26 protein-coding genes are annotated in these 25,026 nt (G+C 48.1%); 18 read left to right on the top strand and 8 right to left on the bottom strand.

Annotation, left to right across the window (positions count from 1 at the left end; translation table 11 throughout):
- Window positions 1–12: 12 nt before the first annotated feature.
- Both purC and WS_RS02970 read right to left on the bottom strand, forming a co-directional pair.
- Window positions 13–723 (bottom strand): phosphoribosylaminoimidazolesuccinocarboxamide synthase, encoded by a 711-nt coding sequence (gene purC, locus WS_RS02965; RefSeq protein ID WP_011138538.1) that lies wholly within the window; start codon window positions 721–723, stop codon window positions 13–15.
- Between the two features lie 26 nt (window positions 724–749).
- Window positions 750–2,069 (bottom strand): S41 family peptidase, encoded by a 1,320-nt coding sequence (locus WS_RS02970; protein WP_011138539.1) that lies wholly within the window; start codon window positions 2,067–2,069, stop codon window positions 750–752.
- A gap of 208 nt (window positions 2,070–2,277) precedes the next feature.
- Between WS_RS02970 and WS_RS02975 the strand changes: the two genes are divergently transcribed.
- From WS_RS02975 to WS_RS03050, 16 genes are all read left to right on the top strand, one after another.
- Window positions 2,278–4,851: an ATP-dependent Clp protease ATP-binding subunit gene (locus WS_RS02975; RefSeq protein WP_011138540.1), complete on the top strand. Its 2,574-nt coding sequence runs from the start codon at window positions 2,278–2,280 to the stop codon at window positions 4,849–4,851.
- 62 nt (window positions 4,852–4,913) lie between these two features.
- On the top strand, window positions 4,914–5,807 hold the full coding sequence (gene flgA / locus WS_RS02980; protein ID WP_269470908.1) for a flagellar basal body P-ring formation chaperone FlgA: 894 nt from the start codon (window positions 4,914–4,916) through the stop codon (window positions 5,805–5,807).
- Window positions 5,804–6,334: a UbiX family flavin prenyltransferase gene (locus WS_RS02985; protein WP_011138542.1), complete on the top strand. Its 531-nt coding sequence runs from the start codon at window positions 5,804–5,806 to the stop codon at window positions 6,332–6,334. Before flgA ends, WS_RS02985 begins: the two co-directional genes overlap by 4 nt.
- On the top strand, window positions 6,334–6,819 hold the full coding sequence (gene coaD, locus WS_RS02990; RefSeq protein ID WP_011138543.1) for a pantetheine-phosphate adenylyltransferase: 486 nt from the start codon (window positions 6,334–6,336) through the stop codon (window positions 6,817–6,819). Before WS_RS02985 ends, coaD begins: the two co-directional genes overlap by 1 nt.
- Window positions 6,810–7,382, top strand: a complete 573-nt coding sequence (gene tmk, locus WS_RS02995) for a dTMP kinase (RefSeq protein ID WP_011138544.1) — start codon at window positions 6,810–6,812, stop codon at window positions 7,380–7,382. The genes coaD and tmk overlap by 10 nt, the downstream gene beginning before the upstream one ends.
- A gap of 4 nt (window positions 7,383–7,386) precedes the next feature.
- Window positions 7,387–7,971: a ComF family protein gene (locus WS_RS03000; RefSeq protein WP_011138545.1), complete on the top strand. Its 585-nt coding sequence runs from the start codon at window positions 7,387–7,389 to the stop codon at window positions 7,969–7,971.
- A 30-nt stretch (window positions 7,972–8,001) separates the two neighbouring features.
- Window positions 8,002–8,793 (top strand): 3'-5' exonuclease, encoded by a 792-nt coding sequence (locus tag WS_RS03005; RefSeq protein ID WP_011138546.1) that lies wholly within the window; start codon window positions 8,002–8,004, stop codon window positions 8,791–8,793.
- A 9-nt stretch (window positions 8,794–8,802) separates the two neighbouring features.
- Window positions 8,803–9,708 carry a PDC sensor domain-containing protein gene (locus WS_RS03010; RefSeq protein WP_011138547.1) on the top strand — a complete coding sequence of 302 codons (906 nt, stop codon included), beginning with the start codon at window positions 8,803–8,805 and terminating at the stop codon, window positions 9,706–9,708.
- Between the two features lie 2 nt (window positions 9,709–9,710).
- Window positions 9,711–10,328 carry an imidazole glycerol phosphate synthase subunit HisH gene (gene hisH / locus WS_RS03015; protein ID WP_011138548.1) on the top strand — a complete coding sequence of 206 codons (618 nt, stop codon included), beginning with the start codon at window positions 9,711–9,713 and terminating at the stop codon, window positions 10,326–10,328.
- Window positions 10,329–10,340: 12 nt separating this feature from the next.
- The gene (gene hisA / locus WS_RS03020; RefSeq protein WP_011138549.1) at window positions 10,341–11,063 is read left to right on the top strand and encodes a 1-(5-phosphoribosyl)-5-[(5-phosphoribosylamino)methylideneamino]imidazole-4-carboxamide isomerase; all 723 of its coding nucleotides are present in this window, start codon (window positions 10,341–10,343) and stop codon (window positions 11,061–11,063) included.
- Between the two features lie 125 nt (window positions 11,064–11,188).
- Window positions 11,189–11,566, top strand: coding sequence for a chemotaxis response regulator CheY (locus WS_RS03025; protein ID WP_011138550.1), 378 nt, complete (start codon window positions 11,189–11,191; stop codon window positions 11,564–11,566).
- A complete protein-coding gene (locus WS_RS03030; RefSeq protein WP_011138551.1) occupies window positions 11,566–12,393 on the top strand; it encodes a 50S ribosomal protein L11 methyltransferase in 828 nt (275 codons plus the stop codon). The genes WS_RS03025 and WS_RS03030 overlap by 1 nt, the downstream gene beginning before the upstream one ends.
- A gap of 20 nt (window positions 12,394–12,413) precedes the next feature.
- Complete coding sequence (ftsH, locus tag WS_RS03035) at window positions 12,414–14,360, top strand: ATP-dependent zinc metalloprotease FtsH (protein WP_011138552.1); 1,947 nt, start codon at window positions 12,414–12,416, stop codon at window positions 14,358–14,360.
- Between the two features lie 24 nt (window positions 14,361–14,384).
- The gene (locus WS_RS03040) at window positions 14,385–15,014 is read left to right on the top strand and encodes a phosphatidylserine decarboxylase (protein WP_011138553.1); all 630 of its coding nucleotides are present in this window, start codon (window positions 14,385–14,387) and stop codon (window positions 15,012–15,014) included.
- Window positions 15,011–15,742, top strand: a complete 732-nt coding sequence (pssA, locus tag WS_RS03045) for a CDP-diacylglycerol--serine O-phosphatidyltransferase (RefSeq protein ID WP_011138554.1) — start codon at window positions 15,011–15,013, stop codon at window positions 15,740–15,742. Before WS_RS03040 ends, pssA begins: the two co-directional genes overlap by 4 nt.
- A gap of 225 nt (window positions 15,743–15,967) precedes the next feature.
- A complete protein-coding gene (locus WS_RS03050) occupies window positions 15,968–17,527 on the top strand; it encodes a 2-isopropylmalate synthase (RefSeq protein WP_011138555.1) in 1,560 nt (519 codons plus the stop codon).
- 45 nt (window positions 17,528–17,572) lie between these two features.
- On the opposite strand, the gene WS_RS03055 is transcribed toward WS_RS03050, so the two are convergent.
- The gene (locus WS_RS03055) at window positions 17,573–18,742 is read right to left on the bottom strand and encodes a rhodanese-like domain-containing protein (RefSeq protein WP_011138557.1); all 1,170 of its coding nucleotides are present in this window, start codon (window positions 18,740–18,742) and stop codon (window positions 17,573–17,575) included.
- Window positions 18,743–18,904: 162 nt separating this feature from the next.
- Between WS_RS03055 and WS_RS03060 the strand changes: the two genes are divergently transcribed.
- Complete coding sequence (locus WS_RS03060) at window positions 18,905–20,443, top strand: DUF3373 domain-containing protein (protein ID WP_011138558.1); 1,539 nt, start codon at window positions 18,905–18,907, stop codon at window positions 20,441–20,443.
- A gap of 36 nt (window positions 20,444–20,479) precedes the next feature.
- On the opposite strand, the gene accA is transcribed toward WS_RS03060, so the two are convergent.
- The 5 genes from accA to rpsU form a co-directional block, all read right to left on the bottom strand.
- Window positions 20,480–21,415: an acetyl-CoA carboxylase carboxyl transferase subunit alpha gene (accA, locus tag WS_RS03065; protein WP_011138559.1), complete on the bottom strand. Its 936-nt coding sequence runs from the start codon at window positions 21,413–21,415 to the stop codon at window positions 20,480–20,482.
- Between the two features lie 20 nt (window positions 21,416–21,435).
- Window positions 21,436–22,677: a beta-ketoacyl-ACP synthase II gene (locus tag WS_RS03070; RefSeq protein ID WP_011138560.1), complete on the bottom strand. Its 1,242-nt coding sequence runs from the start codon at window positions 22,675–22,677 to the stop codon at window positions 21,436–21,438.
- 81 nt (window positions 22,678–22,758) lie between these two features.
- Window positions 22,759–22,989 carry an acyl carrier protein gene (gene acpP, locus WS_RS03075; RefSeq protein WP_011138561.1) on the bottom strand — a complete coding sequence of 77 codons (231 nt, stop codon included), beginning with the start codon at window positions 22,987–22,989 and terminating at the stop codon, window positions 22,759–22,761.
- Window positions 22,990–23,075: 86 nt separating this feature from the next.
- Window positions 23,076–23,819 (bottom strand): 3-oxoacyl-ACP reductase FabG, encoded by a 744-nt coding sequence (fabG, locus tag WS_RS03080; protein WP_011138562.1) that lies wholly within the window; start codon window positions 23,817–23,819, stop codon window positions 23,076–23,078.
- Between the two features lie 152 nt (window positions 23,820–23,971).
- Window positions 23,972–24,184, bottom strand: coding sequence for a 30S ribosomal protein S21 (gene rpsU, locus WS_RS03085; protein WP_011138563.1), 213 nt, complete (start codon window positions 24,182–24,184; stop codon window positions 23,972–23,974).
- A 219-nt stretch (window positions 24,185–24,403) separates the two neighbouring features.
- Between rpsU and WS_RS03090 the strand changes: the two genes are divergently transcribed.
- Window positions 24,404–25,024 carry a helix-turn-helix domain-containing protein gene (locus WS_RS03090; RefSeq protein ID WP_041571717.1) on the top strand — a complete coding sequence of 207 codons (621 nt, stop codon included), beginning with the start codon at window positions 24,404–24,406 and terminating at the stop codon, window positions 25,022–25,024.
- Window positions 25,025–25,026: the final 2 nt, after the last annotated feature.

The following is a 25,026-nucleotide window of genomic DNA, read 5'->3' on the forward strand; positions in this document are numbered from 1 at the left end:
TTCCTTGGGGGATTAGTTTAGGATTCGTCTTAGGACTTCTTCATACGCCATCTTGACATTTCCAAGATCTTGCCTGAAGCGGTCTTTATCTAGCTTTTCATTGGTCTTTTTGTCCCAAAATCGGCAGCTATCAGGGCTGATCTCATCGGCTAGCAAGATGTTGCCTTCGATATCTTTTCCAAATTCGAGTTTGAAATCGACGAGGTTAAGTCCCTTGCTATCAAAAAAGGAGCGAAGAATCTCGTTGATCTCTCTAGCGGTCTCTTTGAGGAATTCAAGCTCCTCTTGGCTGTTGACGCACTTGAGCAAAATTGCGTGTTCATCGTTCATGATAGGGTCACCAAGGGCGTCATCTTTATAGTAGAACTCCACGAGGCTAAAAGGGAGGACGCTTCCTTCTTTGATTCCAAGGCGTTTACTGAGAGAGCCCGTAGCAATATTTCGAGTCACCACCTCAATAGGGATGATGCTGACACGCTTGCATAGCATATTTTTTTCATCAAGCTGTTTGATGAAATGTGTTTTGATTCCCTCAGCCTCTAGCAGCTTGAAGATCTCGGTGCTAATTTGGCAGTTGAGTGCCCCCTTTCCTGCTTCGTTTCCTTTTTTCTCGGCGTTAAAGGCGGTGAGGTCATCTTTGAACTCAGCGACCACCTGATCAGGGTGAGAGGTATTGTAGAGTTTCTTGCCTTTTCCTTCGTAAATCATTGACGCTTTTTCCATGTTCGTTTTGGCTCCTTGTGAGGGGGTTATTTTTTGGCGGGATTGATGATGCTCCATGTTTTGAGGGCATCCATGGCGCTTTTGAGCTGAATATCATTCCAGAGATTCTCTTCGCTGATGACACTTTTGTTGTCCTCATCGCTTTTGACCTCTTTCTTGACCTCTTTCTTGTCGCCAATCTTTTCTAGTTCATTCTCCAGGTGTTGTTTGAGCTCTGATTCTTTGATACTGAAATCATCCTTTTTCTCTCGAGGGGCGACACCTGGGTGGACGATGAGATCAGGGGTGATTCCAAGGGCTTGGATCGTGCGTCCACTGGGGAGGTAGTATCGAGCGATGGTGAGCCGCAACCCTTCGTTTTTATCCAAGGGGAGCACCACCTGAACGCTTCCTTTTCCAAAGGTGTTTTCGCCGACTAGAATCGCTCGCTTATGATCTTGCAGGGCGCCCGCGACAATCTCGCTTGCACTTGCACTTCCATTGTTGATGAGCACGGCTAGGGGAATCTGCGCAAAGGGGCTATTTTTGCTTGCCTTAAACTCTGCGTCTTCGCTAGAGATTCGACCTTTTTGGGAGACGATCACCCCTTCGTTGATGAAAAGGTCGGTGAGCTCAACCGCTTGGTTAAGAAGCCCGCCGGGGTTGTTTCTGAGGTCAAGCACCACGCCCTTAGCCCAAGAGGCTTTCTTGAGCTCCTCGGCGACTCGCTTGCCTACTTTTTTGTCAAAAGAGGTGACGCGAACATAGAGCATTTCGCTATTCTCGATTCGCTTAGCATAGACAGATTCCACTTTGATCACATCTCGGATGATATCCACAACAAAGGGTTTGGGCTCATTTTTGCGCACAATGGTGAGCTTCACCTTCGTCTTGGGTTTGCCCCGCATGAGATTGATGGCGTCATCAATGGTCATGTTGAGGGTGCTCTTGTCGTCAATCTTTAGGATAATATCCCCGCTTTTAAGACCTGCCTTATCTCCTGGCGTGTCCTCGATGGGGGAGATGATGGTGAGCGCCCCATCCTTCATGCTAATAGTGATTCCAACACCGCCAAATTCTCCATCGGTCTGGACTTTGAGCTCCTCATATTTCTTCTCGTTTAGATAGGAGGAGTGAGCGTCTAGATTGGAGAGAAGGCCATCGATTGCCTTGTTGATGATCTCATTGATGGTCACCTCATCGACATAATAGTTTTCAACGGTTCCAATCACCTTGCGGAGCTTGTTGTAAGCCTCAAGCCTCGATTGGCTCTCGCTGGGGCTTTGGGCGAAGCTAGAAGAGAAGAGAAGGGAGAGGGATAAAACGGTGGCGCCAAATCCGGTCAATGCGTATTTAGTCTTGCTCATTTCCTGCCTATGTTTTTGAATTTTTTGAAGCGTTTGGGCATCGCTTGAAAGGACGAAAATTTTGGGTGTAATGCTACCTAGTTTTGACTGAAACGGGGATAATAGGAAGCCTTTTAACCATTAGCCATAGAGCATGACTAAACTTGACAATGATTGACTAAAGATATATAATGCCGATAGTTACAAATTTGAACCCAAGGAGAGCTTTATGAATGCGTTTGAAAAAATGACTCATCAACTCCGAGAGACCTTAGAGCAGGCGCTCTCGCTCGCTCTGCACGCTAAAAATCCTGAGGTGGACTTGCCCCATATGGCGTGGGCATTGCTCATCAACTCCACCTCGATTCTTAATCAGGCCCTCAACAAGATGGGAGTGGACAAAAGCGCCCTAGAGCTGGAGGCTAAATCGCTAGTGGATCGACTCCCTCAGAGCTCTTCGCTCACCAAGGAGAACATCAAAATTTCCAAGCGGCTCGCCGATTCTTTGACTCAAGCCGAGGCGCTTGGAGTGAAGGGGGGCGATAAGTTTATTGCGGTGGACACTTGGCTTTTGGCTAACCTCAAAGAAGAGCCGCTTAAATCACTATTCTCCAAATATTTGGATGTGAATGAGCTCAAAAAGAATCTAGAATCGATTCGCGGAGGAGCCAAAATTGAGAGCGCAACGGATGATGAGAATCTAGAGAGCCTCGCAAAGTATGGAATCGACCTCACCCAAAAAGCACTAGAAAACAAGCTTGATCCCGTGATTGGGCGAGATGAAGAGATTTCGCGCATGATGCAAATCCTCATCCGAAAGACCAAAAACAATCCCATTCTCCTAGGAGAGCCAGGCGTTGGAAAGACCGCCGTGGTGGAAGGATTGGCGCAGAGAATCATAGCCAAAGAGGTTCCCCTCTCTCTTCAAAACAAGCGCGTCGTGGCTTTGGATATGAGTGCGCTCATCGCGGGAGCGAAGTATCGTGGCGAATTTGAGGATCGACTCAAAAAAGTGGTGGAAGAGGTCAAAAAGGCGGGAAATGTGATTCTCTTTATTGATGAGATTCACACCATCGTGGGAGCGGGAGCGAGCGAAGGGAGTATGGACGCGGCCAACATTTTAAAGCCTGCCCTAGCTAGAGGCGAGCTTCACACCATCGGGGCGACAACGCTCAAGGAGTATCGCAAATATTTTGAGAAGGATGCCGCACTCCAGCGCCGATTCCAGCCTATTTTTTTAAATGAGCCAACCATCAACGAGGCGCTTCAGATTTTGCGCGGAATCAAAGAGCGCCTTGAGGCTCACCATAATGTCACCATCTATGATAGCGCTCTTGTGGCCGCCGCCAAGCTCTCTAGCCGATACATCACCGATCGCTATCTTCCCGATAAAGCGATTGACCTCATTGATGAAGCCGCGGCGGAGCTGAAGATGCAAATCGAATCAGAGCCCACGGAGCTTAGCCTCATCAAGCGCCAAATCCAGCGCCTTGAGGTGGAGAAAGAGGCGCTTCTCATGGAGAAAGAGAGCACCCATAGCGAGGCAAGAATCAAGGAGATTCAAGCCGAGTTGGAGAATGCTAAAGAGCGTCAGCGCACGCTGTTGGCTCAATTTGAAAACGAAAAAGCGGTTTTTAACGAGATCGCTTCCATCAAGGCGAAAGCCGATGAGCTAAGGCGAGAATCAGAGCTTGCCAAGCGCTCAGGGGACTACAACAAAGCCGCCGAGATTGATTATGGCAAAATCCCTGAATTGGAGAATCGAGAAAAAGAGCTCAACACCCAATGGAATCGAATGCAAGAGAGCGGAACCCTGCTCAAAAATGCCGTAAGCGAAGAGAGTATCGCAGGGATTGTGAGTCGATGGACACAAATTCCTGTGAAAAAGATGCTCCAAGGCGAGAAAGAGAAGGTCTTGGGCGTGGAAGAGGAGCTTCGCAAGGATGTTGTAGGGCAGGACGAGGCACTCCATGCGATTGCTAGGGCGATCAAGCGCAACAAAGCGGGGCTATCTGAGAATAACCGACCCATCGGGAGCTTTCTCTTTCTAGGTCCCACGGGCGTGGGCAAGACGCAGAGTGCGAAAACCTTGGCCAAATTCCTCTTTGATTCGGATAAGAATCTGGTGAGAATCGATATGAGTGAGTATATGGAGAAGCACGCCGCAAGCCGACTTGTTGGAGCACCGCCTGGATATGTGGGTTATGAAGAGGGCGGGCAGCTCACCGAGGCGATTCGCCGTAAGCCCTATAGCGTGGTGCTCTTTGATGAGATCGAAAAAGCACATCCCGATGTCTTTAATATTCTTCTTCAGGTGCTTGATGATGGGCGCTTGACAGACAACAAAGGGGTGACGGTCGATTTTAGGAACACCATTATCATCCTCACCTCCAATATCGCTAGCGATAAGATCATGGAAAATAGCGACAAAGAGAGGCGTGAAAGCGCGGTGAAGGCAGAGCTCAAGCGCTACTTTAAGCCAGAGTTTCTCAATCGCCTTGATGATATTATCATCTTCAATCCTTTAGGGCTGGCGCAGATTGTTGAGATTGTAGAGATCATGTTTGAAGGAATCAGAGAGAAACTCAAAGAGCGACAGATCACGCTAGAGCTCACCCAAAGTGCTAAAGAGCAGATTGCCGAAGTCGGCTTTGATCCTGTTTATGGGGCTAGACCCCTAAAGCGAGCGCTCTATGAGGAGGTGGAGGATCGGCTTGCGGAGCTGATTTTAGAGGATAAAATCTCTGAGGGAAGCCATGTGGTTTTTGATGCGCAAGGGGGCAAAATCATAGCGCGCATTTGACGCGCTTCCCGCCTTTGGCTAGAATCCTCTTTGAAATTTTTGATGAAAAAGGAGGAGCGTGGATGTTTGGAATACGAATGATACTCCTCTCTCTTCTTGCTCTTCCTCTCTTGGGTGATTCTTTAAAGCTTGAATCGCGCTACTCCTTCAAACAATCCACCCTCTACTCTCACGACTTCTTTCCTAGCGTGCCGACCTTTCCTGTGCTTGAAATTTCGCGTGATTTGAGTCTTTATAAAGTGCGAAGCAGTGAGATTGTCAAAGAGTTTGAAAAGCATGGAATCAAGGTCGAGGCCAAAACCCCCATTATTGAATTTGTGAAAAGCTCCAGTGGAAACTTTAGTGAGCTAGAAGAGCGCGTGGGAGAGCTTTTTGTCAAGGAACACTCCAAGAATCAGATTCTTGTGAGGGGCGTGCAGGTCTCCCCAACCACCTCCGTGGAGTTAGGGGGATGGCGGCTTTTAGAGATTGATTTTGATTCTAAGCTGCTCAAGCGCAGCACAGGAACTTTTAGCGCCTATTTTAGCGATGCGGCAGGGAATAAAAGAAAAAGCTTCTTTCGTTATGAAATTGATGCGACCCTAGAGGCCATTTTCACCAAAGAGACCCTTAAAGGAGGCGATGTTCTTGATAGCGGAAGCGTGGAGATCAAGCGCATTCCTTTTGAACGAATCACTTCAGAATGGATGCGCAAAGATCAAGTGGGAAAAGTTTCGGTAAAATCCTACACTTCTCCCGAGACACTTTTAACTCAAGATCGAATCATCCCCAAGATTGTGGTGCGAAGGGGCGATGTGATTCGCGTTCGCATCCAAGAGGGTGCGGTGAGTTTGGAGTTTTCTGCCACAGCTCAGCAAGAGGGCGCGGTGGGCAGTAAGATTCGGGTGCGGAATGAAAAAAATAAAAAGAGTTATGACGTGAAGATTATCGACCCTATGACGGCCATCATTGAATGAAAAAGCTTACGGTTGCCCTAAGCGGTGCAAGTGGAATCGAGCTGGGCTGGAAGCTCATCGAGGCCATCCCTAAAGAGATTGAGCTCTTTGTGGTGGCCACAGAGGGGGCTTTTGTAGTGGCCCAAAGAGAAGGGGTGAGGCGCGACTTTAGGGCGCTAGAGGATAGCGACATTGGGGCGTGTATTGCCTCAGGTTCCTTTGGATGCGATGCGATGGCGATTGTGCCTTGTAGTCTGAACACACTCGCCAAGATTGCCCATGGAATCGCCGACAATCTCACTACAAGAGCGGCAAGCGTGATGCTCAAAGAGCAAAAGCGCCTGCTCCTTGCCCCCAGAGAGATGCCCTTTGGCGCGATCATGCTGGAAAATATGCTCAAGCTCTCGCGCCTTGGCGTGATGATCTCTCCGCCTGTGGCAGGCTATTATGCAGGGATTGAGACGCTAGAGATGATGGAAGATTTTTGGGTGGGCAAGTGGCTTGATGGCCTAGGAATCGCCCACGAACTCTACCAAAGGTGGAAATAATGCACAAAACCGCAATTTATCCCGGCACATTCGACCCTCTCACTAATGGACACATGGATATTATCCGCCGAGCGAGCATGATTTTTGATACGCTTATTGTGGCCGTGGCCAAGTCTGCCACGAAAGAGCCGATGTTCCCCTTGAGTGAGCGTGAAGAGATGCTGAGGCTTGCAACCAGGGAGTGCCCTAGTGTGCGCGTGGAATCGTTTGACACGCTACTGGCTGATTTTGCCCAAGAGCGTGGAGCGTGCATCCTTGTGCGGGGACTTAGAGCGGTGAGCGACTTTGAGTATGAGCTTCAGATGGGATACGCCAACGCCTCGCTCAATCCAGCCCTAGAGACGATCTATCTCATGCCAAGCCTCCAAAATGCCTTCATCAGCTCCTCGGTGATTCGCTCCATTCTTCTCCATAAAGGGAAAATCTCCCATCTGGTGCCCCCTGTGGTGTGTGAATATATTCAAAAGAGGCGCTCATGTATGTAGCCATTGAGGGAGTGGATACCTGCGGTAAAAGCACTCAAATCGCCCTATTAAAGAGGCGATTCCCTGGGGCGATTTTCACCAAGGAGCCTGGAGGCACTGCCCTTGGAATGAAACTTCGAGAGCTTTTGCTAGGAGGAGAGGCAAAAAGCGCCAAAGCGGAGCTCCTCCTCTTTTTGGCGGATCGGGCTGAGCATATGGAGCTTGTCATCAAACCCGCTTTAGATAAGCTCCTCTTCTCTGACCGCAGTCTCATCTCTGGGATGGCCTATGCGAAGGGGTGGGATGAACTTTGGCTTAAAAGCCTCAATCTCTTTGCGACCGAGGGAATCGTGCCCGATAAAGTGGTGATTTTGGAGCTCACCGCCAAGGAGCTCTCCTATCGCCTCTCCCAAAAGAGCCACGATTCCATCGAATCAAGGGGGGTGGAGTATCTTTTAGAGCTTCAAGAGCGAATTAAACAGATGACCGCTCTTTTAGGTATTCCCTCCCTCACGCTCTCTGCCTCCCTTTCGCCTGAGGAGATTCATGGGAGGATTGTCTCTGGATTTGTCCTAAAGGGATAGGGAGATGAAGTGCCTTCTGTGCGGAAAATGGTCATGGAAGGTGCTCTGCCCTTCTTGCCTAGAGTGGCTCAAGATCACCCCGCAAAAGCGTGACTTGGGCGGATTGGTCGTCTATAGCTTTTATGATTTTGATGAGGTGCGAGAGTGCCTCCATAGCAAATACGCACCCATAGGCAGCAAGGTGATGGCTCTTTTGGCTCAAAAAGCGGCACTCTATTTGGCTAGCCATAGAGAACTTAAGGGGCTTGGGCTCTCTGGGGTGGCGCTTGATGATGAGCCCAAAGAGGGCTACTCGCATACCGCTATTATTGCTCGCGCTTTCAAAATGGCAGGAATTGTGCCCGTCATCGGCGCACTTAGGGCGACCCACTCGGTGAAATACGCAGGGAAGAGTCTGGAGTTTCGCCATCAAAACCCTAGGGGATTTTGTTTTGATGGCTCGAAGAAGATAGAATCAGCGGTGCTGATTGATGATTTGGTGACAACAGGAAGCACCATGCTGGAGGCCAAAAAGGTCTTGGAGAGAGAGGGCGTTGAGGTGGCTTTTGGGCTGAGTCTTAGCGATGCGCGCGGCTTGGTGGAGAGTTAGAAAATCATTGATAGACAGAGGGAGAGAGCGATGTTGTGCGTGTTTGATTGTGAGACGATTCCTGATGTGGAGCTCCTTCGACTCCAGATGGGCTTAGAAGGAAGTGATTTAGAGGTTTGCGAGAAGGCGTTTAAGATCCAAGAGGAGAAGAGCGGAAGCTCCTTTTTGCCCTATCCCTTCCATAAAATCGTGAGCATCGCTGCGGTGATTGCGGATGATTACGGGCGTTTTATCAAGGTCGGAGGCTTTGCCCAAGAGGGAAGCGAAAAAGAGATTCTGGGAGCCTTTTTGGATTATCTTAACGCCAAACAGCCCAAACTCGTGAGTTTTAATGGACGAGGATTCGATCTGCCGATGCTTCTTCTGCGAGCGATGAAATACAATCTTAGTGCTTATGCCTATTTTGAGAGCGATAATCCTGCGCTCAACAAAAACAAATGGGAGAACTATCGTCAGCGCTACAGCGAGCGATTCCATGTGGATCTCTACGACACGCTTGGGCATTATGGGGCGGGGCGCTCCATGCGACTGGATTTAGTCTGTGCGATGAGCGGTTTGCCAGGGAAGTTTGATGTGCATGGAGATGAGGTTTATCGCCTCTATTTTGAGGGAAAGCGCGGGGAGATTGATGAGTATTGCCAAAGCGATGTGCTCAACACCTATTGGCTCTATTTGAAGTATGAGCTTTTAGCAGGGAATCTTACGCTAGAAGATTATTATGCGACCTTGGCGGAGTTTATGCATAAGATTCCCCAAGGGAGAAGTTACAGCGAAATTTTTCTACAATACGCCCAAAAAGAGATTGACGCCAAAGAATCGTGAAGGAGTCTTATGCTTTCTAAAGAGATTATGCAGTTTAACGACCTTCGTTACGAGATACGGGCGTACGCCTGCTATCTTTTTAATCGCAACATCAAAAACCAGCTCCCCCATATTGAGCTTAGCAAGGTGATCGAGGGGCTGCACAAGATTCAAGGAGAGATCGGGGTCACTGATGCGCTCTATGTGCTCAATGCCAATGGAGAGCAGGTGATTGACGCCATCTCCAACGATCCTGATATCCATGGAGGCAAAGGCTCCAACCTCAATGATCGCGCCTACTTTTATCGCGCGGTCAAGGAGAAAAAATGCATCCTTACCGACCCCTATCCAACCCAAAACTCAGGTGAGCTAGTCGTCACTGCCGCCTATCCGCTCTACAACCAAGAGGGTGAGCTCTGTTATGTCGTCTGTATGGATATGAGAATCGAGCAAGCCCTTCTTTTATCGCGCCCTACGCCGCTCTCTAGAATGTTTGGGGGTTTTAGCCAGAGCGTCTATTTTTTGCTCTCGGTGATGCTAATGGCGGTGGCCTTTTTGCTCTTTATCAAGGGAATCTTGAGTATGTATCACGCGGTGCTTCACTTCAACAACCTTGATATTAAAGAGGTCTTTGAGGCGACGATTCTTCTCACGCTCGCTTTAGCCATCTTTGATCTGGTTAAGGCGATTTTTGAAGAGGAGGTTTTGGGGCGCAGCAAAGGAGATGCCTCCAAGGCCGTGCACCATACAATGATTCGATTCCTTGGCTCCATCATCATTGCGATCTCGATTGAGGCGCTGATGCTGGTCTTTAAGTTCACCATTATTGAGCCCGATAAGATCATCTACGCCGTTTATCTCATCGGAGGGGTGACGATGCTTTTAGTGGGACTTTCGGTCTATATTCGTTTCGCCTACGCCGCGGGAGAAAAATAGAAATGGTCGGAATTGTCAATTACAACATTGGGAATCTTGCCAGTGTTTTAAACGCTCTTGTGAAAGTGGGAGCCAAGGCGCAGATCGAAAAAGAACCTTCGCGCCTCTTGGAGTATGATCGGCTGATTTTGCCGGGTGTGGGGGCATTTGGCGATGCGATGGAGCATCTTGTTCAAAGCGGTATGAAAGAGGCAGTGCTGGAGTTTGCCAAGAGCGGTAAACCCCTCCTTGGAATCTGCCTTGGAATGCAACTCCTTTTTGAGAAGAGCTATGAGTTTGGCGAGCACGCGGGACTAGGGCTTTTAGAGGGAGAGATTATCCCTTTTGATAAAACGCGTATGGGAGAGGGGTATAAAATCCCTCAAATGGGATGGAATCGCTTCTATGCTAAAAAGAAAAGTCCGCTTTTAAAGGGCTTGGAGGAGGGGTTTTATCTCTACTATGTGCATAGTTTTCATGCGGTGGCCAAGAGGGAGGAGGATGTGCTGGGAGAGAGCGTTTATGGCTATCCTTTTGTGAGCGCCATAGAGCGCGATAATGTGGCAGGCTTCCAGCCTCACCCCGAAAAGAGCCATGATGTGGGGCTTAGGATATTGAAGAATTTTTGTGAAATTGGGTAAGAAGGAGAGAGATTGGAGATTATTCCCGCGATTGATTTAAAAGAGGGGCAGGCGGTGCGGCTCACCAAAGGCTTGATGGAGAGTGCGAAGATTTATAGCGATGAGCCTTGGCGCTTGGCGAAAAGTTTTGAAGAACTAGGGGCGAAGTGGCTACATATTGTAGATCTAAACGGAGCGTTTGCGGGTGAACCAAAAAATCTGGAATCAATTCGTAAGATTCGAGAATCTTGCAATCTGAAAATCGAATTAGGCGGGGGGATTCGCGATGAAGCGACGATTAAGAGATATGTGGAGCTGGGGGTGGATCGAATCATCCTTGGTTCGGTGGCGATGAAAAACCCCGAGTTTGTCAAAGAGATGGCGAGTCGCTACAAAATTGCCGTGGGAATCGATGCCAAAGAGGGATATGTTGCAGCCGAAGGATGGGCGGAGACGGGCAAAGTTAAAGCCACGGAGTTAGCCGCTCTTTTTCGTGAAGTTCCCTTGGATGCGATTATCTGCACCGATATCTCCAAAGATGGCACTTTGGAGGGAATCAATAGGGAGTTCACGCAAGCCATCGCCGAGGCGTCAGGTCACTACACGATCGCAAGCGGCGGACTTGCATCAGAAGAGGAGATTCCTCTTTTGGCACAAGCCAAAGGGGTGGATGGTGTCATTGTAGGTAAAGCCTTTTATGAAGGAAGGATTGACTTAGGTACGCTTTATAAGAGACTCTCGGGGTGTCTGAATTAATGAAAATTTTGATAAAATGGCAAATCCACGCGTGCGCGCTGGAATTTTGTGTTATGATTTGACCAAGGAACGACAAACGGGCTAGGCCCCTTGAAAGACAAGGAACCATTTCAAAAGGAGCGCAATTGAAACTGCTGGTAGTTGATGACAGCTCTACTATGAGAAGAATTATAAAGAACACACTATCACGCCTCGGTTATAACGATGTTTTAGAGGGCGAAAATGGCGTGGAGGGATGGGATCAGATGGACGCTAACGCGGATATCAAAGTCCTCATCACCGACTGGAATATGCCAGAGATGAACGGTCTAGAGCTTGTTAAAAAAGTTCGAGCCGATAAGCGTTTCGTCGATATTCCCATTATTATGGTCACGACTGAAGGGGGCAAAGCCGAAGTCATCACTGCTCTTAAAGCGGGCGTGAACAACTATATTGTTAAGCCTTTCACTCCCCAGGTCCTCAAGGATAAGCTTGAGGCAGTTTTAGGAATCAACGAGGCCTGATGGGGGAGTTCTACCACGAATTAACACTCTCTCCCAGCTCCTATTTAGAGCTCTTCTCCGACTTTCTCCTTGAGGCTACAGGAGAGGGAATCGAAGAGGAGGGAAATTCAATCATTGTTCGAAGCGATCAAGACCTCTCTTGGTTGATTGAAGCTTTGCAAGAGTTTTGCCAAACCCTCTCAGCGCGTGTGTCAGAGGAGGTGAATTTCTCCCACTCATTGACTTGGAAGCGCAATGAGGATTGGATTGAACGCTATCGACAATCCATCCAGCCCATTGAGTGCGCCCCCTTTTATGTTCGTCCCTCGTGGCATCCTCCTAAGCCCGACTTGATTGATCTTCTGATTGATCCAGCGTTGGCATTTGGCTCGGGACATCATGGCACCACAAACGGTTGCCTTGCGTGTTTGGGAGCACTTGAGCTGGAGGGTAAAAGAGTGCTAGATGTGGGTTGTGGGAGCGGAATCTTGGCCATTGCTAGCGCTAAAAAAGGGGCAATCGTGGAGATGTGCGACACCGACGAGCTCGCCGTAGGCGAAGCGCTCAAAAACGCCTCCCTCAATCAAGTTATCGCCTCTAAAGTATGGATCGGCTCTGTTGGTGATGCAGAAGGTGAATATGATCTCATTATCGCCAATATTTTAGCCGCGATCCTCATTATGCTTTCGCCTTGGCTCAAAGAGAGGCTTAAACCTGGGGCGCGATTGATTCTCTCAGGGATTCTTGGGCCTTATAAAGAGGATGTTTTACGGAAATTTGGTGGTTTCACCCTTGAAAAAGAGCTCCTTTGTGAGGAGTGGGTGACGCTTCAACTACGCAAGAACTAATTTGACCAAGGAACTTTTCTATGGCCTCCAATCAACCTAATAATAATAAAAATCAACCCGACAAGAACCCGAACTTCTTTAATCAAAATCCTTTGATGCTTTTTGCCATCTTCTCTATCGTGGCGATTCTCCTCTTTAAATCCCTCTCTCCTGAGGGAGAGGGAGGCGAGGGGCTTGGAGGGAAGCTCGGTGGAAGCACCATCAATAAAAGTGTGAACTACTTTGAACTCAAGAAATTGATCGAAAATAAAGAGGTCAATTTTGTCGCCATTGGACAGGGAGTGATCAAGGCGGTTTCGGATAAAAATGGCGTTAAGACTATCTACAATGTGAAACGCGTCACACCCGATGACACTTTGATTCCTTTATTAGATAAGCATGAGGTCGAGTATAGCGGCTACACGGAGGGCAATTGGTTCACTGATATGCTCTTTGGCTGGATTCTCCCTGTCTTTATATTCTTCGCCCTATGGATGTTCCTCGCCTCTAGGATGCAGAAAAACATGGGTGGAGGAATCCTTGGCATGGGCAGTTCCAAAAAACTTGTGAACTCCGAGAAGCCCAAGGTGAAATTTGATGACATGGCGGGTAATGATGAAGCCAAGGATGAGGTGGTGGAGATCGTGGATTTTCTCAAAAATCCCGACCGATATCTCAACCTTGGAGCCAAAATTCCCAAAGGAGTGCTTTTGGTGGGCCCTCCTGGAACCGGAAAGACGCTTTTGGCTAAGGCCGTTGCAGGCGAGGCGAGCGTGCCTTTCTTCTCAGTGAGCGGAAGCAGCTTTATTGAGATGTTTGTGGGCGTAGGAGCCAGTCGAGTGAGAGATCTTTTTGAGACTGCCAAAAAAGAGTCTCCCTCTATCATTTTTATTGATGAGATTGATGCGATCGGTAAGAGCCGTGCTGCGGGTGGAATGATCAGCGGGAATGACGAGAGAGAGCAGACGCTTAATCAGCTTCTGGCTGAAATGGATGGTTTTAGCTCTGATTCTTCGCCTGTGATTGTATTGGCTGCGACCAACCGACCTGAAGTGCTTGATCCTGCGCTGCTTCGACCTGGACGATTTGATCGACAGGTTTTGGTCGATAAGCCCGATTACAATGGGCGAGTAGAGATTTTGAAAGTGCATATTCAGAGCATCAAAATTGCTCGAGACGTGGATCTCTATGAGATTGCGCGCCTCACAGCGGGGCTAGCGGGGGCGGATTTGGCCAATATCGTCAATGAAGCGGCGCTCTTGGCGGGGCGAGCCAACAAAAAAGAGGTTCAGCAGAGTGACTTCAGAGAGGCGGTTGAGCGAGGAATCGCAGGACTAGAGAAGAAGTCCCGCCGAATCTCCCCCAAAGAGAAAAGAATTGTTGCCTATCATGAGAGTGGACACGCTCTCCTAGCAGAGATTACCAAAGGGGCGAAACGCGTCAGCAAGGTCTCCATCATCCCTCGCGGGCTAGCAGCCCTTGGCTATACGCTCAATACGCCTGAAGAGAATAAATACCTCATGCAAAAGCATGAGCTCATCGCTGAAGTGGATGTGCTTCTTGGTGGAAGGGCGGCTGAAGAGGTCTTTATTGGAGAGATATCTACAGGCGCAAGCAACGACCTAGAGCGAGCCACGGATATCATCAAGGCAATGGTGAGCTATTATGGGATGACGGATGTGGTTGGACTGATGGTGCTAGAGAAGCAGAAAAATGTCTTTCTTGGCGGTGGCATGGGCTCCTCTAGAGAGTTTAGCGACAAGACCGCTCAAGAGGTGGATGCGTTTGTGAAGGCCTCTTTGAGTGAGCGCTATGAAGCGGTCAAAAAGAGCTTGGAGTCCTACAAAGGGGCGATCGAGACAACGGTCAAGGAGCTTTTTGACAAAGAGACGATTGATGGAGTGAGGGTGAGAGAGATCATCCGAAGCTTCGAAGAGGAAAACGGTATGGAGACGCGACTGGTTCCTCTAGAGAGCGAGCTTGATTAAATCCAACATAAAAAGGAGGCTTCCATGAAGCAGACCACGACACAGATCATCGCCAAAGAGGGATGGATTTGGCTGGGGGTGTTTGGATTCTTGACCCTCTTTTTCTTGGCCTTGGAATGGAACTTTGCGGCGTTTCTCTTTTTGGTGCTTTTAGGTTCAAGCCTGCTTAGCTACTATAATCCCGAGCGAATCCCTGATGAAACAGGAGAGAATCTGCTGCTAGCCCCTGTGGATGGGGTGGTGAAGAAGATTGAGAAGCGCGATGATGCTTGCGTGGTGACGATTCATTCGCCTCTTTGCATGGTGGGAATTCTTCGTATGCCCTTAGAGGGGCTCATCACGCTTAATGAGACGAGAGAGGGATTGCGACCTCTAAGGATCGAGAAGAGTGTTCGCGAAGGAATTTATGCTCGCGGAGAGCTAGGGGTGCAGTCGCGATGGGGCGCTCTGTTGATGCGATTTTCCCCCGTGCTTTTTGAGGAGAATCTCTATCTCTACCCCAAGCCCGATTCTAAAATAACTCAAGGCGCACGCGTGGGCTTTTTCAAGCATGGGCACTTAGAGATGGTTTTGCCCTCTAGTGTGAGCCTTAAGGTGTGTGAGGGCGATACGATCAAGGGAGGCGAGACGCTTCTAGGAAGCTTTCCTTTATGAAAATCAACCCCCTCTATATCTTGCCCAATCTCTTTACGGGTGCGAGCGTTTATCTAGGAATTCTGAGCATGGCCTATGCCTTTAAAGGGCGTTTTGAGTTGGCATGTTGGCTAATTATGTTGGCGATGATTTTTGATGGATTGGATGGGAGGGTGGCAAGACTCACGGGCACCACCAGCAAATTTGGAATCGAGTTTGATTCTTTGGCGGATGTGGTGGCCTTTGGAGTGGCTCCAGCGATGGTTCTCTACTTTTATTTGGGGCAATATTTTGGCAAATTTGGAATCATGGTCTCAGGACTTTATGTGGTCTTTGGCGCCATCCGCTTAGCGCGTTTTAATGTCTCCACTTCCAATGCTGAACCCAATGTTTTTATCGGGCTTCCGATTCCATCGGCTGCGGTTTTTGTGGTTTCGTGGATTTTGATGCAGATCAACTACTCTATGTTTGATCGCTTTGGCTATGTGATTTTGGCGATGACCCTTGGCGTAGCGATTTTGATGGTGAGCAATGTCCGATATCCGAGTTTTAAAAAGATGGACAAAAGCGAGGTCAATTTCAAGAAAGCGATCGTGCTTTTAATGATGCTTTTGGCACTTGTCTATCTCTATCCCATGGAAGGAATCACGATTCTCATCACCTCTTATATCCTTTTTGGATTGGGACGGGCGCTCTATTTTTTCTTTAAATTCAAAATTCGCCATCATGGGGATGGCACTGCTTCATAGACGATTAAGTTTTGTGAAAGTATCATGAGGGGCTTGATTTATCAAAATTTAAAGGAGCAGCCATGACCTCTGTAGTCTCGTCTTGTGACAACCCTGCCTATATCGATAACACTTTTAATATCAAAATCGAACTTTCCCTGCTCCCCCTGCTGCTGCTTAGCCTCTAATTTTTACCCTTTTTTATAACTTTTTTCTAATCCAAAAAACCCAACCAAAGGAATAACCATGTCCGCTGAAATGATTAAAATATTTGACACTACCCTAAGAGATGGGGAGCAGAGCCCCGGAGCTTCGATGAACACCGAGGAGAAGATTCGAATCGCCAAGCAGTTGGAGCGCCTAGGCGTGGATGTGATTGAAGCAGGTTTTGCTGCGGCAAGCCCTGGGGATTTTGATGCAATCTCCAAAATCGCCTCAGCCGTGAGCGAAAGCACCATCTGCTCGTTGGCTAGAGCCGTTGAAAAGGATATCAAAGCCGCCGCTGATTCTTTGGCGCCTGCTAAGCTTAAGCGAATCCATACCTTCATCGCGACAAGTCCCATTCATATGGAATATAAGCTTCGTATGACTCCAAGCGAAGTGATCAAAAGGGCAGTGGAGGCGATTGCCTATGCCAAAAGTTTCATGGAGGATGTAGAGTTTAGCTGCGAAGATGCAGGGCGAAGTGATGTAGGATTTTTGAAGGAGATTCTAGCGGCAGTCATTGAGGCAGGAGCAGGAACGCTCAATATTCCCGATACAGTAGGGTATCGACTTCCTCATGAGATGGGGGCTATCATCAAAGAGTTGCATGAATTTGTGGGGAATCGAGCGATTCTCTCCGTGCATTGCCACAATGACTTGGGTCTAGCGGTGGCCAACTCTCTCTATTGCATTCAAAGTGGAGCTAGGCAAGTGGAGTGCACGGTCAATGGTTTGGGTGAGCGAGCAGGAAATGCGGCGCTAGAGGAGATCGTCATGGCGATTAAGACTCGCAGAGATATCTTTGGGGGGCTTGATACAAGAATCAACACCAAAGAGATATACGCAAGCAGTCAATTGGTCGCCAATATCACGGGAATCAGACCCCAGCCCAACAAGGCCATTGTGGGCAAAAATGCTTTTGCACACGAGAGCGGAATCCATCAAGATGGCGTGCTCAAGCACAAAGAGACCTATGAGATCATGCACGCTAGCGATATTGGGCTAGGCGAGCAAGAGAGTATTGTGCTTGGGAAACACTCAGGACGTCACGCCTTTAAAGACAAGATCAAGGCGCTTGGTTTTGAGGTGAGCTATGAAGAACTTAACGCCGCTTTTGATCGGTTTAAGGCGCTCTGCGATCAAAAAAAAGAGATTTATGATGAGGACATTCGAGCGATTCTTGCGGAAGAGACCTCGCATATTCCCAAGGTTTATGAGCTTGTGGGAATCCAGCTTAGCGATTGCTCGATGGGCCGACCCTATGCAGCCATCACTCTTAAAAAAGAAGGGAGTGAAGAGATTGTGGACGCCGCGATTGGAAATGGTAGTGTGGATGCCCTCTTTAAGACCATCGATCGAATCAGTCAGATCAAAGGAGAGCTCAAGGATTACAAAGTGGAAGCGGTCACGCAAGGAAAAGATGCCTTGGCGAAGGTGGTGGTGAAGGTCGAGTTTGAGGAGAATAAACCTGCTATTATTGGTCATGGTCTTCATATTGACACGATGCTAGCGACAGCGAAGGCCTACGTGGGCGCGCTCAATAGCTACTTGTCGATGAGGGAGCTTATGGGTAAGAAGAAGTGCGAAGAGGAGAGAATCTAATAGACGGGAAAACTCCCGTCTATTTTAAAGAGGAGGGCAAGGGGATTATTCGCCCTTGCAAGCACCACCCTCGCATTTGATGGTCGCGTCTAGATAGAAGACTTTATCTTTTAGTAGACCTGCGCCTGAAATCTCAAGCCAAGCCTCAAGTGATCGTGTTCCTGTGGCGCATGTGAGGATGATGTACTGGTCTTTGGGAAGCAGAGCGACAAACTCTTGAGCGCTTTTGCCTTTTTTCTCAATATTGATAGAGCCAGCAAATTTTCCTTTGGCGTGATCAGCAGGCCCTCGGATATCTACAATCGTGACATTCTCAGGCTTTTTGCCAAGAATGGAGTTAAACCACGCTGTATCAACCGTTCCCTCATCCTCTCCAAGGACGATGGGACCCATGTTTTTGGGAGCTTCTTTGGCAGCCGCTGGTTTAGGGGCAGGAGCTGCAGCAGCGCCTCCAGTCATGGGATAGCCTGCTTTTTTCCACTCAGGAGTTCCGCCAGAGTAGGTCATGAAATTTTTATAGCCCATGGCAACCATGTGACCCGCTACAGAGTGGGAAAGCTCGCACTCATAACCACCGCAGAATACGACCACCTTGGTATTGGGATCCATAGGGAGTCGTCCCCATAGCTCTTTGAATTTACCATCAGAGACACCAATGGAACCGGGAATGGTTGATTCTCGGAATTTTCCTAGGGGTCTTGCATCAATGAAGAGGGCCTCATCTTTATCAAAGAGAGCTTTGGCCGTTTTGGCGCCGATATCTGTGTAGAAGTGTTTTTTCCACTCAGGGATACCTTGGGTGTAGACTTTGACATTCTTATATCCCATGCCAATGAGTTCAACGGCTAGGTCAGGGCTCTTTTCGCATGCTACACCGCTGCAATAAGTGATAATCTCTACATCTTTAGGCTTATCTTTCAAGACTTTAAGATACTCATCCTTCATATTGGCAGGAATAGGATGGGGCATAGGGTAAGAGGAGGGGATTCGTCCCTCTTGGTAGCGAACCTCAGGTCTAGCATCAAGGATGATAGCTTTACCAGAACCGATGCGGCCATCGCCGATTCTTTTAAGCACATAATCGTAATCCACCACTTGCAACTTGTTTTGCTTAATGATCTTTTCAACTTCACCAGCCCCCGCGCCACTTGAAGCAAGAAGCGAAGAAGAGACAAACCCCGCTACACTGAGCGATAAAAGAACTTTTTTCAGCATTGAACCCTCCAGTAGTTTAGTATGGAAATAGATTATATAAGATAAAAAAAAGTAATGGCTTAAATTATGAGTGTTACCTGTTTTTATTAAATTTGAAATAAGTCATAACGATATATTATACCTTTCTTTCGAAAAAGAAATAGAAAGCAAGGAGAGTACATTTTGAAAAGTAGTCGAACAAAAGTGTCGCTAATTTTAGCCTCACTGTTGACGTCTGGGGTGGTGTATGCAGCCGATGCACAAGTCGATCTAGCCAAAGAGATTGAAGCATTAAAAGCCGAGTTAAACGAGCTTAAGGCGACGGTCAAAAACTCTAATTTTGATGGAATGCAGAGGGAGCTGAGCGCGATTAAGAAGGCAACCTATGGGGACAATTTGAAGTTTAGTGCTGACTATCGATATACGATTGATAGCATTGAATACAAGCACATCAGTGGAAAGAAATCCAAGAATGACGACTTCATGAGCAATCGCTTGATTCTGGGGATGAAGTATGCGCCCACGGACGATCTATCCTTCATTGGTGAGCTCTCTTATAATAAAGCTTTTGGCGACACAGACAACCACGCCCAAAGCAACACTCAGCCTGGCTATGCAAATTTTGACTGGGTGACCAATGAAAACGCGACGGACAACACGGTCAAAGTCAAGCAAGCCTATTTCCTCTACAAAAACGATAATGATACGATTCCCTACACAGCGAGCGTGGGTCGAAGGCCTTCAGTCAACGGATATCCTTTGAATTTACGAGAAAATGACCAGGCCGCTTCTCCTAATAGCCATTTGATCAATGTGGAGTTTGATGGGGCGAGCTTCAAGTTTGACCTTGATAAGATCACTGACATTTCGGGAATGTATTTCAAAATCTGTCTAGGGCGAGGGCTCACCAACGCCAAGCAACGATTCTCGATGGACGGAACCGACTACGCCCAAAACAATCGAGAGGATAGCAAACATGTCGATATGTATGGCTTTGTCTTTGTTCCCTATGATGATGGTCAGTACCATGTGCTCACCAACTTTGCTTGGGCGAAGGATATGATTGGGTATGACCAAGCGGGAATGAATGCCTACCAAGGGGCTTATATGGCATGGATGATGGCTCCAACCAGCAGCAATTACTATGACATGATCTACAAAACTCCTCAATTCAAATCCGTAGGGGACTGGAATGGAGGAGCGATCACGCTAGGAGCGGATGGAATCGGCGAGGATTGGGGCGATTTCATGGATGAGACCAAGGCTTTTGTGAGCTGGGCTTTCACCAAAACCAAACCCCAAAATGGCTACACCATGCTAGGTTCGACTGAGAGTCAAACGGGTCATTCCTGGTATGCGGGTATTCAAGTCCCTGCACTGGTCACAGAAAAGGGAAGAATCGGAGTGGAGTGGAACAAGGGTAGCAAATATTGGAGACCTGTCACCTATGGCGAAGATACGGTGATTGGCTCTAAGCTAGCCGCTAGAGGAACCGCATGGGAGGTCTATTACATTCAGCCACTTATTGGCAAAGACACTCTGACTATGGATCTTCGATTCACTCAGATCAAATATGATTACACGGGAAGTAACGCATTTTTTGGATATGAAGGAATGCCTCTCTCTATAGATGAAGCTAAAGCCGCCTATGCTGCGGGTATGGGATCAGACGTGGTCGAGAAAGCCTCTGATATTCGAGTCGCCTTCCGCTATCGATATTAAAGATTTTTTGTGTTGGGTAAACCTAGAGACGCCTTTTTAGGCGCTCTGGGTGAAGCTACCATAACTCATAAGGCGATCAAATCGCTTCTGCAGATAGTGCTCCTCTCCTCTGATCTCTTCAAGACTCTTAAGGAAGTAGTTCACAAGGCTCTTGGCCGCCCCCTCTTTATCTCGATGGGCTCCAATCTCTGGCTCTTCAATGATATCATCGATGAGATTGGCTTTTTTGAGCTCATCAGGAGTGATCTTCATCGCTTTGGTTGCACTTTCAATCTTGCTTGGATCATTCCATAGAATCGCTGCGCAACCCTCAGGCGAGATGACACTAAAGACAGAGTAGCGCATCATCGCCAAGCGATCCGCCACGCCAATGGCAAGCGCCCCTCCGCTTCCCCCCTCGCCAATCACCACGGAGACTGTGGGGATTTTTAGCTGACTAAACTCTTGAAGATTCTTTGCAATCGCCTCGCTTTGACCTCGCTCCTCTGCGCCAATTCCCGGATAGGCTCCAGGAGTGTCAATGAGCATTAAGAGGGGAATCTCAAATCGTTCAGCGAGCTTGGCGATTCGCAGGGCTTTGCGATAGCCTTCGGGATTGGGCATCCCAAAGTTTCGAGCCAGTTTGTTTTTGGTGCCACGACCCTTCTCCTCGCCAATCACGATCACCTTCTCGCCTTCAATGTATCCTAGAAAGGCAACAATGGCACCATCATCGCTAAAGTGGCGATCCCCGTGAATCTCATAAGCGTCTTTGAGGATAAGCTTGATGTAGTCCATCGCATAGGGGCGATCAGGGTGGCGTGCAAGCTGAAGCTTTTGGTAGTCCGAGAGGTTGGAGTAGACCCGCTCCACCTCTTTTTTTAACTCTCTCTCCAAGATCTCCTTGGCGTGGCTATCGCCTTTAACGATAGAGGACTCAATCTCATCCTGAATATTCTTGATTTTTTGTTCGAAATCTAGATACGTTGCCAAAATAGACCTTCTTTACAAGATTAGAGTTTTTTAAAGATAACGACTCCGTTGGTTCCACCAAAGCCAAAGGAGTTGCTCATGACCGTGGTGGGTTTGGCCTCTCTAGCGGTGTTGGGGATGTAATCTAGATCGCAATCAGGATCGGGGGTCTCGTAGTTGATAGTGGGGGGCAAAATTCCCTCTTGCATAGACATAAGGGAGATGACTGCCTCAATCGCGCCCGCTGCACCAAGGCAGTGACCCGTTTGACCTTTGGTAGAGCTCACGGGGGGAACGGCCTCTTTGGAACCAAAAGCACTTTTGAGAGCCATTGTCTCATACATATCGTTGTATTTGGTGCTGGTGCCATGAGCGTTGACATAATCAATGGAGGTGTTTGCCATCCTGAGGGCGGCCCTCATCGCTCTTAGCGCGCCTTCACCCTCGGGAGCGGGGGTGGTGATGTGGTTGGCATCGCCGCTTTCACCAAATCCGATGAGCTCGCCATAGATAGTGGCTCCACGCTTTTTGGCCGCTTCATACTCTTCGAGCACTAAGGAGGCGGCTCCTTCGCCCATGACAAAACCATTGCGATTTGCATCAAAAGGCCTAGAGGCTTTAAGCGGCTCATCGTTGAGGTCGCTTAGCGCTTTCATAGCGGCAAAGCCACCGATCCCTACAGCACAAATAGCCGCTTCGGAGGCAACCACGAGCATTCGATCGGCACCATCAAGCATGATGGTTTTGGCCGCTTCGATGATGGCGTGAGTTCCTGCGGCGCAAGCTGTGACGCTTGAGAGGTTGGGGCCTTTGACGCCATAATCAATCGAGACAAACCCCCCTAGCATATTCACCAAGGAAGAGGGAATGAAGAAAGGAGAGATTCTCTTGGGGCCGCGTTCGGCGTTGATGACAGAGTTTTTTTCGATGTTTTGAAGCCCACCGATTCCTGAAGCAGAGCTAATCCCAAATCGATCGCCATCAATCTCAGGGAGAAGGCGGTGATCACTCCCTAAAAGACCCGAATCGTGCATTGCTTCATTGGCAGCTTTGATGCCAAGTTGAATGAATCGATCGGCTTTTTTGACCTCCTTGGGATCCATGACAAGACTGGGGTCAAAATCGGTGATTTCCGCGGCGATTTTCACGGGAAAATCTTCCACGTCAAAGCAAGAGATTCTTTTAATTCCGCACTTTCCTTCAACGATAGCCTTAAAAGAATCTCCTCTGTTGTTGCCTAGTGCATTGATCATTCCGATGCCTGTCACGACGACTCTACGCACATAATCTCCTTGGTTTTGTTTGGCTTTGAAGTTTTCAGAGCAGAGATGATTCTGCCCTGAAGGATAGAATGGGAGCAGGGGTTACTTGTTGGTTTCGATGTATCGAACCACATCGCCCACGGTAGCGATTTTTTCGGCTTCCTCATCAGGAATCTCGATATTAAACTTCTCTTCGAGAGCCATGACAAGCTCAACCACATCCAAAGAGTCAGCCCCCAAATCTTCAACAAACTTGGATTCTTCCTTCACCTCTTCGGGGTTGACATTGAGCTGTTCGACCACGACTTCTTTAATATCATCAAAAATAGCCATAATTATTTCTCCTTTGAATTCATTGAGCAATTGCGCCATTGTAACCAAAAATTTCTTAAAACGTATTCACCAAAGAGGCAAAAAAGCTACATATAAAGACCGCCATTAACCTTGAGAATCTCGCCAGTGATGTAGCTGGAGTAGTCGCTCAAAAGATAGGCAACGGCATGAGCGATCTCTTTAGAATCGCCAAAACGCCCTAGAGGAATATTTTTGATGTAGGCCTCTTTGACCTCCTCTTTGAGCCCATGCGTCATATCCGTTTGGATGAATCCTGGGGTGACGCAGTTGAATCGGACATTTCTAGGAGCGCCCTCAAAGGCAAAGGATTTGGTCATGGCGATCATGCCTCCTTTGCTGGCTGAGTAGTTGGTCTGCCCTGCATTTCCCCTCTCTCCAACGATAGAGGAGATATTAACCACGCTTCCAAAGCGTTGCTTGCTCATGCTCTTAAGGGCTTCGCGGCTTCCGATAAAAGCCGAAGTGAGGTTGGCCTCAATCACGGAGCGAAACTCTTCGGTCTTCATTCGAATGGCGAGTTTGTCGTTGGTGATTCCTGCGTTGTTGACGAGGTAAGCGAGCTCTCCATCAGCATCAATGATGGTCTTAATTCCACTGATGAAAGCCTCTTCATCGGTGGCATCAAAAGAGATAACTGCCGCTTGCCCCCCCTTGGCCTCAATCTCTGCTTTGAGCTCATCGGCTAGGGAGCTTTGGCTTCGGTAATTGATCCAGACTTTGAGGCCCATTTCGGCCAAAACTCGTGCAATATCGGCTCCGATTCCTCGGCTAGAGCCCGTGATGAGGACATTTTTTCCGCTGAATTTCATAAAACAGAATCCTTATTTATAAATTTTAAGGTGAGGTCTCATCTTGAAACAGAGAGAAGTTGAAGGGTAAATTTTATCTTAAAGGAGCTTTTGGAAGATTAAGGAGAGGAGTGATCCTCGACCCATCTAGGGCTTGAGGATCACATCTGTATTTATAGTCTGGATTCGTATCGGCGTAGCATATAAAGTCTTTTGAGCATCTTTTTGCGCGCGTTGATCTTCTGCTTTTTTCGCTTCTCGGTCATCGGCTCGAAAAATCTTCTAGCGCGGCACTCCGTCACGATCAGGTTTCGGTCGGCCTGCTTTTTGAATTTTCGATAAGCTTCTTCAAAAGACTCTTGCTCTCTAGCTTTGACTCCTGGCATCTATAAATCACCACCTTTTCTTTTTTGAATATATTTTTGGAGAAGCGCGGATTATATCCAAGAATCACTAAACTCCAACTGAGACAAAAAGTAAAAGAATATTTTAACGAACAAATGAAGAAATGTTTGATTTTTTTCGTCAAAAGTAGTATAGTTTCCGCCAACTTTCCTTAAATAATTTTTCTTATCCAATAAATTCAACTATAAGTGTGGATTTTGATGCCAAAAAGCGACTTCAAGAAGAGAGTCTTCGTCCTCTATCGCACCGCCTCCTTCTATGAGCCCCTCAGCGTGCAAGAATCAGAAAACACTCGATACGCCAAGGAGGGGGGATATTTCATCGATTCGATATTCACCTGCTTTTCCACTCCCTCCAAAACCCTCTCCCATCGCGCCTCTTTACTTGAATATATTGAAAAGCTTCCGCTTAAAAGCCCTGTGATTGCCTATGACCTCTGGGTGCTGAGCGAGCGAGTGGGTGAGGTGATTCATCTTTTAAAGTGCCTCTTTGCTAGGGAGGCGCGACTCTATCTGACGCGCCCCAAGCTTTGGCTCTCCAAAGAGAGCGAGGCAAGCGTGGTGATTGAGCTGCTCAATTCCATGCGAGAGACCAATATCGCCGCAGATAAAAAAGGACGCTGCGGGAGACCTCAGGGGAGTGTCTCGCTCTCTAAGTATGATCCATTAAGAATCGAGATCATTCGTTTGCTGCAATCCAAGGTGACGCTGAGTGAGATCGCTAGGAAGCTAGGAATCAGCCGAAGCTCACTAGGGGATTATGTCAAATCTCGCAAACTCAAAGAGATTGCCATTTCTCTAGAGCCCAACCAACCAATCTAAAA

The sequence above is a fragment of the Wolinella succinogenes DSM 1740 genome (assembly GCF_000196135.1).
Taxonomy (GTDB): domain Bacteria; phylum Campylobacterota; class Campylobacteria; order Campylobacterales; family Helicobacteraceae; genus Wolinella; species Wolinella succinogenes.